The sequence below is a fragment of the Cypionkella sp. genome, from assembly GCF_028290025.1.
Lineage (GTDB): Bacteria > Pseudomonadota > Alphaproteobacteria > Rhodobacterales > Rhodobacteraceae > Cypionkella.
Window position 1 is genome coordinate 1 of sequence record NZ_JAQGKQ010000028.1, and the last position, 10,584, is coordinate 10,584.

Genomic DNA, 10,584 nt, shown 5'->3' on the forward strand with positions numbered 1-10,584 from the left:
ACCGACATGACCAACAGCCGCACCCGTGGTTTCACTGCCTATCAGCAGACCAGCCAAAGCTTTTTCGACGTGTTTGACGAGCTACGCGCCCGCAAGATCATTCCTTCCTAAGCCGAGAGTCCTCCCATGCACTATGTCATCCATTGCCTTGACCATGCGGGCGCAGTCCAGAAGCGGCTCGACAACTACGAAGCGCACAAAGCCTATCTGGCTTCTGCAAGAATGAAGGCGGTCATATCGGGCCCGCTTCTTGCCGATGATGAGGAAACCATGATCGGCAGTTGCTTCATAGTAGAGGCTGCGTCTTTGGCTGAGGTAGAGGCGTTCAATCGCGCCGATCCGTTCTTTATGGCTGATTTGTGGGCCACAATCTCAATCCGTCCATTTAACAAACGCGTGGACAACCGGACATGAGTGAACCCGTAGGCATTGCCCTGATTGGCATGGGCTGGTGGGGGAAGAAAATGCTGGCCGTTCTGGCCGGGGCCCCCGGCGATATTCGGGTGGTGCGGGCGGTCGAGCCGAACGTTGAGTCTGTGCGCGATCTATGTGCCGAGAAGGGCATTCCGCTCTCTGCGGCTTATGCCGATGCGCTGCGCGATCCGGCGGTGGAGGCGGTGGTGCTGGCGACGCCGCATTCGCTGCACGGCGCGCAGATCGAGGCGGCGGTCGCGGCGGGCAAGCATGTGTTCTGCGAAAAGCCGCTGGCTTTGACGAAGGCGGGGGCGGAGAAGGCTGTCGGTCTGTGCCGGGATGCGGGGCTAGTGCTGGGCATGGGCCACGAGCGGCGGTGGGAGCCGCCGATTTCGGACATGCTTGCCAAGGCGGATGCCGGGGTCTTGGGACGGTTGCACCAGATCGAGGCGAATTTCAGTCATGACAAGTTTCTCAGCCTGGATCGCGACAACTGGCGGCTGAAGGCGGATCAGGCCCCGGCGGGCGGGATGACGGCGACGGGGATACACCTGCTGGACCTGTCGGTGCGGCTGATGGGGGCTGCGGAAAGCGTGCTCTGCATCTGCGAGCAGTTGTCGTCGGACCTGCCGAACGGCGACACGGTGGCGGCGTTCGTCAAGTTCAGAGGCGGTGGCACGTCCTATGTGTCGGCGTCGCTCGCCAATCCGTTCATCTCGCGGTTTGCCGTGTACGGGTCGAAGGGGTGGATCGACATTCGGGACAAGGCGCATGTCGAAAGCCCGGATGGCTGGATCGTGACGAGTGCGATGGCGGGCGGGCCGATCACGACAGTTGAAATCCCGCCCGCCGAACCTGTGAAAGACAACCTTGTGTGCTTTGCCCGCGCCGTGCGGGGAACCGAGAGCTATCCGATCACCGCTGCCCATCTGGTTGATAACATTGCGTTGCTGGAGGCGGTTTTCGCCTCTGCCCTGTCGGGCAAGATGGAAGCTGTGGCCTGAGGAGACCGCGATGAAAGCCCTGATTTTCGACGAGCCAAAAAAACCCATCGTTAGCCAAGTGCAGATGCCCACCATCACCGAGAATGAGGTGATGATCCGCACCAGCCGCGTCGGTATTTGCCATTCAGATTATGAATTGCTGGCGGGCCAATACATCATCCCGATCTCTTATCCCGTCACCCCCGGCCATGAATGGGTCGGAGAGGTGGTCGAGGTAGGCCGCAATGTCAGCGGTCTGTCACGCGGCGACCGGGTGGTAGGTGAATGCGTGATCAAGACGCCGGAGCGTATCCACCACTTCGGCTTTTCGATGGATGGCGAGGATCGGGAGTTTTTTGCTGCGCGCCCTGAATGGTTGCACAAACTCCCAGATGCGGTGGATGATGCCAAAGGCGCGCTGATTGAACCGTTCACCTGCGGGTATTACGCCGTGATGCGACACGGTGGTGTTAACGCCTCGAACACGGTGGTGATTTCGGGCGGTGGCACCATTGGGCTGGTGTCGGCTGCGGCAGCAATTGGCATGGGCGCGCGGGTGATCGTGGTCGATCCGGTGCCGCTGCGCCGCGATATTGCACGGCGTCTGGGTGTCGATGCCACGGTTGACCCGTCGATTGGCAACCCGGTCGAGGCCGTGCAAGACCTGACTCGCGGCGGTGCCGATCTGGTGGTTGAATGCGCCGGGCATCAGTCTTCATTGGCGAATGTGTTCGACTATGCGCGGCCCGAAGGAATGGTGTCGATGGTGGGCATCAACATTGGGCAAAAGTTCCCGGTCGAGCTGGGTAAGATCCAGATCAAAGATTTGACGGTGCGCGGTTGCATTGGTTCCCCAGGCGTCTGGCCTGCGGCGATCCGTTTTCTGGAACGAACGGGCATCGACCTAAGCCCGATCCAGACCCACCATTTCCCGCTCGATGATGCCTTGGAGGCGCTGGAGTTGGGCAAGAACCCGCAGGCGGCCGTCAAGGTCACGCTGCAAATCGCTTGACCGCCAAAGGACATCACAATGACCGCGCAACCCCATCGCAGACCCAGACAAGTCTCGCGCTTTGCTTTGGCGAAAGGGTTTGTAACCGTCGTCATTTCGACCATCGTGCTGATCGGACTGTGTCTTACCTTTGCGCCCTCAAGCGTGGCCGCGGGGGCGCTGGCTGGTAGCCTGCCATTCGCGGCCATCCTGATGATCGTCGGTCTGGGTCAGATGCTGGTTGTGCAACAGGGCGGGTTTGATCTTTCGGTGGCGGGCGGTGTGTCGCTGTCGGTGGTGCTGGCGACGCACTATCCGTCAGGCGACGACGCGCAACTGCTGCCTGCGGTGCTGATTGCCTATACCTGCGCCGTGGCGGCAGGCGTGGTCAATGGCCTGCTGGTCGGCTTCGTTCGGCTGAACGCCATCGTCGCAACCATTGGGATGAATGCCCTGATTTATGGCGTGGTCTTCGCCGTGTCTGGTGGCGTGCCTCGCATCACGACGGACCTTCTTGCGCAGGTTGCGGGCGGCGAAAGCTTCGGCGTGGGGAATGCAGTTTGGTTCGCCATCGCCATCTTGGCGGTCACGGTTTTCGCCATGAAGAAGACCATCTGGGGCCGGAGGTTTGAGGCGATTGGTGCCAACCCTTTGGCCGCCGCAGCTATCGGGCTGAATGTCAGGCGGCACCAGATGATGGCCTATGTTCTGGCGCAACTGTTCTATTGCTCGGCGGGGCTGCTGATCGCGGGGATCACCACCCAGCCCACGGCATTTCAAGGTGACAGCCTGCTGCTGCCCTCGGTCGCGGTGGTGGTGTTGGGCGGCACCTCACTTCTGGGAGGGCGGGGATTTCCGATCTCCACCGCCATCGCCGCGCTTTTCCTAAATCAACTGAGCCAGTTCGCCTTCGCCGTTGGCGTGCCCTACTCGGCCCAGACCATAATTCAGGCCCTCGCGCTTGGATTGGGTATCGGGATTTACTCAATCCATATGCCCAGTTTCTTCGGCAAAATCAATAAACTGTCAAATCGGGAGGAAGAAGATGATGCTATCCTATCTTAAGGGGTCGATTGCCATTACTGCATCGCTGCTGGCACTTTCATGCGGCGCTGCACTGGCCGAGACGCCGTCTTGGTGTGGGCCTAACGAAGCCTCGCTGGCACTGCTGGACGGGTTTGGCGGCAACAGCTGGCGTCTGGTGACGACGGCCTCGGGTGCGGCAGAGGCGGCTCTTTGCCCGTCGATCACCGATTACCAATATGCCGACGGACAGGGAAATACGCAAAAGGCGATCTCTGACATTAAGAGCTTTGCCGCCAAGGGCACCAGCGCCATTGTGGTGTTCGGTGATGCTGGTCCGGCGGTTTTGCCAGCGCTTAAGGCGGCGTTTGCGGCGGGTTCTGTCGTGGTGCCTTACCGCGTCGATGTAGGCGGCGAGGCGGGCAAAGACTATACCAAGTTCATCGGTTCGTCGTTCAAGGATGATGGGGTTAGCTGGGGCAACTGGATCAAGGGCATCCTGCCTGATGGTGGCAATGTGCTGTTCCTGTCGGGGCCAGCGGGCAATTCGCAAGGGTTGGACGAGTTGGCAGGCATGAAAACCGTGCTGGATGACAAGTACAAGTTCATTAACCCGGAACCGTTTGACGTCACCAACTGGGATCCGTCTTTGACCCAGCAGGTGTTGTCCGCTGAGATTGCCAAGAACGAAAAGATCGACGTGATCGTGTCTGATTTCGGCCCGTCGCTGGTCGGCGCGCTGCCAGTGTTCAAAAAGTTCAACCGCTCGATTCCGGCGATTGCCACTTCGGACGGCAACTCGCTGGGCTGCTTCTGGACGGATAACGTCAAAGATAACCCTGATTTCAAACTATTCACCGTGGCGACAGGAAACGACAACGTGCGTCTGGCGGAGCAATGGGCCGTAGCCTCTGCCACCGGTGGCACGCTTCCGACCGAGGAAATCTTCAAGGCCCCGGTGTTTGAAGATAGCGTTTCCGGCAAGCAGAGCGCCGTTCAGTGCCGCGCCGATCTGCCCGGCTCGATCTACCTGTCGGCTGTAATGCCGGGAGACGATCAGGCTAAGGCCGTCACCAAGTAAATCTTTGCGACCCCGCGATGTCGTCTCGGGGTCGCAATTTCCCATTTTGCGACAAAGATGGTTGTCAGATGCAGGATATGGCCGTGGTCGTCGATGATAGCAACGCAATGGACGCTCAACCCAATGCGGCTTTGCCGGGTTCAGTGATCCTGCGACTATCCGGGATATCCAAGTTCTACGCGCGGATTCCAGCGTTGACGGACGTGTCGGTGGACTTCAACGCAGGCGAAGTCCACGCCATTCTAGGAGAAAACGGCGCTGGCAAATCCACGCTGATGAATATCATTGCGGGTGTTATCAGACCACAGATCGGCACAATCGAGTTTGATGGACGCATCGTGTCCAACTTGTCACCCGAAACCGCAGCCGCTCTGGGGATTGCGATTTCCTATCAGCATCCGGCCATTCTGGATGATTTGTCGGTTCTGGAAAACCTGCGGGTGTCGCTTCCGCCTTCGTTGTTCGCCGGGAAGTCGCCACGAGCGGTTGCGCAGGCCATACTAGACCAAGTCGGTTTGACGGTGCCATTGCACGCGCGCAGCGACATTTTGACCGTGGCCCAAAAACAGTTGCTAGAGATTGGCAAGGCACTGGCGATCAAGCCGAAAGTGTTGATCCTTGATGAACCAACCGCTTCGTTGGATCAGGACGCCACAAACCTATTGTTCCGTTGCGTTCGTGAGGTGGCCAAGGCGGGAACATCCGTCATCTACATCACGCACCGCTTGGCTGAATTGCGTCAGATTGCCCAGCGCGTTACGGTGTTGCGCGACGGTCGCAAGCGGGGCAGCGCTCTGGTGGCCGAGGTCAGTGACCAAGATCTGTTGGCCATGATTGTCGGGCGCCGGATGGGGTCAGCGTTTCCCCCGAAAGCGGACGGTGTTGGCGGCATCAATTTTGCTGTCGGATCGCTGAGCGGGCAAAACTTCAGCGACGTCAGCTTTGACGTGGCACGCGGACAGATCCTCGGCATTGCTGGGGTGGCGGGCAACGGTCAGTCAGAATTGATGCGGGCGTTGGCGGGTTTGCAGCCGTCAAAAGGCGAGGTGCGGCTAAGCGGGCAGGCGCTTTCACCGCATCACTTGGTTCACAATGCGGCTTTCATGCCGTCAGACCGCCATGCCGAAGGTCTAGCCACTGGCCTGACGATCCGAGAAAACGCTGCAATATCCGCTTTGGATAAATTCAGCAGTTTCGGTATCGTCAAACGCAAAGCCGAGATGGAACACGTGTCTGATGCGTTCCGATCTTTGGCCGTCAAAGCCCCAAGCATGGAAGCGGCGGTCAAGTCGTTGTCCGGTGGCAACCAGCAAAAGGTGGTTATGGCGCGGGCGTCGCTATCAGACCCCGGCCTTATCATCGCGGATGAACCGACGCAGGGCGTCGACGTTGGCGCGCGGGCCGAGATTTACCGTATCCTGCGCGAGGTATCGGCCAAGGGTATCCCCGTCGTTGTGAATTCCTCCGATGCGGCAGAGCTTGAGGGGCTGTGTGACAAGGTTATTGTGATGTCGCGGGGCAGGGTGGTTGAAACCCTTGTTGGTGCAGACGTGGCGGAAGATCGCATTGTCGCGGCAGCGGTGGGTGCGCTGACCCACGTTGATCGTGAGGATAACCGCAATTACAACGCCAGCGCCAGCGGTTGGCGGCATTTCGTTCAAACCGACAACGCTACGGCGGTGCCGCTGACGCTAGTGATGATCCTGCTGGCGCTTTTCGTCTTCACCCAGAACTCCCACTACCTGTCATCCTTCAACATTGGCAACATCCTGATGCTAGCGACGGCGCTGGGCTTTATTGCCTTGGGGCAGACCGTTGCGCTTATTCTTGGAGGGATTGATTTATCGGTCGGTCCACTCGCAGGGTTTCTGGTGGTCGTCGCGTCTTTCTTTGTGAACGACGGACAGGCTCCGTCAGTGATCTTGCTGGGGTTTGCATTGATGTTTGGCTTGGCGATTGTCGTCGGATTGGTCAACGGCCTGCTGATCCGCTTTGCCAGCTTCACCCCGATTGCGGCCACTTTGGCGATGTACATTGGTCTGCAAGGGTGCAGCTTCATCCTGCGCGACAGCCCCGGCGGTTATATCAATGCGGCGGTGGTGGAGTGGATCACTTGGCAGATCGGCCCGATTCCGGTGGCCTTCGCGGTGCTCGTGCTGATAGCACTTGCCGCCGAACATGGCCTTCGTAACCAGCGTTGGGGCTGGCAACTGCGGGCGACGGGGTCGAACGAGGACTCGGCCCGCAGGATCGGCCTTAGGATCGACCGCACCTTTGTGGCGGGCTATGTCGCAAGCGCGTTGTTCACCGTGCTAGGGGCGATCATGCTGATGGCGCAGATTGGCGTGGGCGATCCGGCGCAGGGCGCGAACTACACGCTCGCCAGCATCACCGCCGTTGTTCTGGGCGGCACCAGCCTGCGCGGCGGGCGTGGCACCTTTGTCGGTTCGGTTCTTGGTGCGCTCCTGTTGACCGAAGTGCTGAACGCAGTGTCATTCCTGGGCCTGTCGCAAACCTATCAATACGTGTTCCAGGGCGCGCTGATCCTGATGGCCGCGCTGATCTATTCGACCGTGCGGGAACGTGCAGCCGCACCACATTAACCGCCTAAATCGCCCCGGTTCGTTCGCGGATACAGCGATAGGCTGCGGTTTCGGCATCGGCCAAGGCGCGCTTCGGCGCTTTGCCCTCAAATACGGCGGCGTAAATCTCGGCCCCCAGTATCCGTTCGATCTCGACGTATTCCGGCACCGGCGGACGCGACCATGTATTCAGCTCATTCCTCCGCGCCATCCGGTCGATGAAGCTGACGACGGGCGAGGATGCCAGCGCCTCGGGGTCGGCACAGACCGAAAAGCGGGGTGCCACCGGGAAACCATTGCGCACATGCGCTTTCATAGCCTCGGGTGAGGCCATCCAAGCGATCGCGTTCAGAATCTCACGCTTGCGTTCCGGTGCGACATAAGTCGGGATCGTCAGCAGAAAGCCACCGACCGGGGCCGTGACCTGCCGACCCTTCAGCACCGGCGGCGGCAGATAGGCGACACGGCGCTTTACCTTTGAACTCAGCTCATGCTCCAGCCGCGCCGCGCGCATGGTCCAAGCATAGCTCATCGCGGCATTGCCTGACATGAAGCAGTTCAGGTTCCGATCAGCGTCAAATGTTTCCACCCCCGGCGGCGAAACCTCGACCAGTTGGCGCATGTATTCCAGCGCCGCCAGCCCCTCTTCGCTGTTGATCCGCAGTTTAAGATTGCGCGGATCAAAACTGTCCAGCCAGTTTTCGGTCTTGCGCGGAATGTCGATGACAGAGCCTTGAGACGAGGCCAGAAAGAACATGAACGCATGTGCAATCGTCACGCCCCGCGCCCCATTCCACGAAATGCCATACTGCTCGCGGTCGGGCTTGTGCAGGGCGCGGGCGGCCGCAATGGTTTCGTTAAAGGTGCGTGGATAGGTCAGCCCAGCCGTCTCAAACAGATCGCGCCGCGCGGTCAGGATTTCCACGGTGCAATAGATCGGAATGCCGTATTGCTGCCCGTTCCAGCGGCCCGTGCTCCAGACCGAGGGATGAAAATCCAGAGGATTGATCGGCGCTTGCGGCAGCACATCATCCAGCGAAGCCAATAGCCCTGCATCCGCAAAGCGACCAAGCCACGGCATGTTCACCGCAACCACATCGTAGGCCGTCTTGGGATCGCTTAGCGCCACCTCGGCTTGCGCATAAAGCTCTGGCAGGTGTCGCAAATCGAAACTGCTTTTGCGCCCGATATCGTTGCGGAAATCCGACCACATATTGCGCATGGAGGCGAAATAGTTGTCGTCATGCAGCAAAAACCGCAAATTGCGCAGAGCGGATGAACTGATGTCGGTCCCTTGCACGGGCGAGATGATGTGCGCAGCAAAGTAAGAGCCGCCAAAGTAGTATTCCTCGGTTTCGGAGCCCGACCGCAAGCCAAAGGTCTTGGCCAGTTGCGATTTCACCTGGGCAGCGTAGTCGATGAAATGGGTCAGAAGATCAGCGCTGGGGGCCAAAAAACTGGTCTTATGCTTGGGCCCACGCGGCACCCGGGCGATCAGTCCATCCTCGATCAGCTTGGTGATCAAACGGTTGGCGGTGCCCCAACTGGCCTGTGACAATTCGACCAATGTTGACAAATCCACTGAGCGCTGCTGGATGTGGCTATCGACCAGTTCTAGCACGATATTCCAGTAGGGATCAGACTTTGCCCCCGGTATACTATCGTCAAACGGCTGGCGGATCTTGCGCAGAACTCGATCACTCGGCTGAGTTCGTGGTCCGACAGCTTTCCCGAATTTTGCGTCATGTCCGTCTTTCAAGCCATCAGGCCGGGTCAGCCAGCCCGCCCGCCACCCGCATCCAATCGAACAACGCGAAAAAGTCTTGTTCAGAATAACCTGCGTTCGATGCCGCAGTGTATTGCTGCAATATCATGTTTGCCACAAACATAGGCACTTGTTTGTCACGGCCCGCTTCGGTGATCAGGGTGAAATCCTTGATCATCTGCGTCACCGAAAACGCCGGGCTGAAATCCATCTGAGCGATCATTTCTTTTTTGTAGGCGATCAACGGCGACGCCACCGCACTTTCAGTGATGACTTCCATCATCTGCGCGGGCGTGAGGCCACCGCGTTCCCCCAGAACCAGCGCCTCTCCTAAGATCGACGATGTGGCCCCGACTAGCGTGTTCAACACCAGCTTCATATAGCGGGCTTCCTCTCCCGGACCGAGGTAGAATTTGCGCGCCGCCACAATGTCCAGATAGGGCGATGCAACCTCCCACGCGGTTTGGTCACCCGAGGCAAGTGCGGTTAGCTTTCCTGCCCGGGCCAAGGTTGTGCTGCCAGAGATCGGGCAGCGCAGATATCCCACGCCGCGACGCGCAAGGATGCGTGCCACCCGTTCAGACAGTTGCGGTGAAACCGTGCTCATCTCAACCACAACCGAGCCTGCGGCGAGTTGCGTCATCAAGCCAGTTCGATCATCACCATCGTCAATCAACTCTGCCAACACCGCATCATTTGGAATGGTCACAAAGATCAGCGAACACCGCGCCGCCACGTCACCCGCCGTCACCGAAACCTGCGCCCCGCGAGCGACCAGACTGGCGCGATTTTCAACCACTGGATCGCAAATCGTCAGCTTGTGTCCCGCCTCAATTAGCCGCGTCGCCATCGGATTGCCCATCTTTCCGACGCCGATCCAGCCAATTTCAGGGGGAATTGTTTGAGGTGACGTCACGATCAGGTCTCCGTGCCAGCTTTGCCGCTGCGAAGATAGCCCGCCCCTTATGCTTCCTAGCCGGCAAAATCATCCGAAATGGATAAAATGTGACCCTCGACGGCATGGGGCTTTGTTATGCAGTTACACGGCGCATAATTGGGCACTGCGCCGTGCATCGCAAGCGCAAGGCACCCTGCAATAAGATCAGTGAGGACGAAATGAGAGCTGTCCGTTTCCACGCCGCCCGCGATATCCGGGTCGATGATATCTCGCCGCCCTCGGACAATCTGTTGCCCGACGACGTGCTGATCGAGCCCTTTGTCACCGGCATCTGCGGCACAGATCTGCATGAATATATCGCAGGGCCGATCGTCACGCCGCGAACCCCGCATGTCTATACCGGGGCGACCAACCCGCAAATTCTCGGGCATGAATTTTCGGCGCGGGTCAAGAAGGTCGGCTCGGCGGTTAGTCATGTGAAAGCTGGCGACCGCATTTCGGTGCAGCCGCTGCTATTTCCGCGCGATGACTACTTCGGCAAAAGGGGCCTCTATCACCTGTCGCCCAAGATGGGATGCGTGGGTCTGTCGTGGGCATGGGGCGGCATGGCCGAGCAGGCGATTATCAAAGATTACAACGCTCAGCCGATCCCAGACAATTTGACCGATGAGCAGGGCGCGATGATCGAACCCGCTGCGGTTGCCATGTACGGCATTGACCGTGGTGGCGTGACTGCGGGATCGACGGTTCTGGTGTCTGGCGCTGGGCCGATCGGGGCGCTGACCATTCTCGCGGCAAAGGCGGCTGGGGCTTCGGTCATCATCGTCTCAGAACCCAACCCGAACCG

9 protein-coding genes are annotated in these 10,584 nt (G+C 59.2%); 7 read left to right on the forward strand and 2 right to left on the reverse strand.

Annotation, left to right across the window (positions count from 1 at the left end; genetic code table 11):
- Nucleotides 1-126: 126 nt before the first annotated feature.
- From JWS10_RS03930 to JWS10_RS03955, 6 genes are all read left to right on the forward strand, one after another.
- A complete protein-coding gene (locus tag JWS10_RS03930; protein ID WP_299504997.1) occupies nt 127-414 on the forward strand; it encodes a YciI family protein in 288 nt (95 codons plus the stop codon).
- On the forward strand, nt 411-1,418 hold the full coding sequence (locus JWS10_RS03935) for a Gfo/Idh/MocA family oxidoreductase (RefSeq protein ID WP_299504999.1): 1,008 nt from the start codon (nt 411-413) through the stop codon (nt 1,416-1,418). Before JWS10_RS03930 ends, JWS10_RS03935 begins: the two co-directional genes overlap by 4 nt.
- 10 nt (nt 1,419-1,428) lie before the next feature.
- Nucleotides 1,429-2,409 (forward strand): zinc-binding dehydrogenase, encoded by a 981-nt coding sequence (locus JWS10_RS03940; RefSeq protein WP_299505002.1) that lies wholly within the window; start codon nt 1,429-1,431, stop codon nt 2,407-2,409.
- A gap of 18 nt (nt 2,410-2,427) precedes the next feature.
- A complete protein-coding gene (locus tag JWS10_RS03945; protein ID WP_299505005.1) occupies nt 2,428-3,453 on the forward strand; it encodes an ABC transporter permease in 1,026 nt (341 codons plus the stop codon).
- Entirely contained in the window at nt 3,437-4,492 is a 1,056-nt protein-coding gene (locus JWS10_RS03950; RefSeq protein WP_299505008.1) for a substrate-binding domain-containing protein, read from the forward strand. The genes JWS10_RS03945 and JWS10_RS03950 overlap by 17 nt, the downstream gene beginning before the upstream one ends.
- A gap of 68 nt (nt 4,493-4,560) precedes the next feature.
- Nucleotides 4,561-7,095: an ATP-binding cassette domain-containing protein gene (locus tag JWS10_RS03955; RefSeq protein ID WP_299505010.1), complete on the forward strand. Its 2,535-nt coding sequence runs from the start codon at nt 4,561-4,563 to the stop codon at nt 7,093-7,095.
- A 4-nt stretch (nt 7,096-7,099) separates the two neighbouring features.
- On the opposite strand, the gene JWS10_RS03960 is transcribed toward JWS10_RS03955, so the two are convergent.
- Nucleotides 7,100-8,833: an extracellular solute-binding protein gene (locus JWS10_RS03960; protein ID WP_299505013.1), complete on the reverse strand. Its 1,734-nt coding sequence runs from the start codon at nt 8,831-8,833 to the stop codon at nt 7,100-7,102.
- 4 nt (nt 8,834-8,837) lie between these two features.
- A complete protein-coding gene (locus JWS10_RS03965; RefSeq protein WP_299505015.1) occupies nt 8,838-9,755 on the reverse strand; it encodes an NAD(P)-dependent oxidoreductase in 918 nt (305 codons plus the stop codon).
- A gap of 200 nt (nt 9,756-9,955) precedes the next feature.
- Between JWS10_RS03965 and JWS10_RS03970 the strand changes: the two genes are divergently transcribed.
- On the forward strand, nt 9,956-10,584 hold a 629-nt coding region (locus tag JWS10_RS03970), incomplete at its 3' end, for an alcohol dehydrogenase catalytic domain-containing protein (protein ID WP_299505016.1).

Bases quoted from the DNA above. Each gene is read 5' to 3' on its own strand.
- JWS10_RS03930 (WP_299504997.1), top strand. From the start codon at position 127: ATGCACTATGTCATCCATTGCCTTGACCATGCGGGCGCAGTCCAGAAG.
- JWS10_RS03935 (WP_299504999.1), top strand. From the start codon at position 411: ATGAGTGAACCCGTAGGCATTGCCCTGATTGGCATGGGCTGGTGGGGG.
- JWS10_RS03940 (WP_299505002.1), top strand. From the start codon at position 1,429: ATGAAAGCCCTGATTTTCGACGAGCCAAAAAAACCCATCGTTAGCCAA.
- JWS10_RS03945 (WP_299505005.1), top strand. From the start codon at position 2,428: ATGACCGCGCAACCCCATCGCAGACCCAGACAAGTCTCGCGCTTTGCT.
- JWS10_RS03950 (WP_299505008.1), top strand. From the start codon at position 3,437: ATGCTATCCTATCTTAAGGGGTCGATTGCCATTACTGCATCGCTGCTG.
- JWS10_RS03955 (WP_299505010.1), top strand. From the start codon at position 4,561: ATGCAGGATATGGCCGTGGTCGTCGATGATAGCAACGCAATGGACGCT.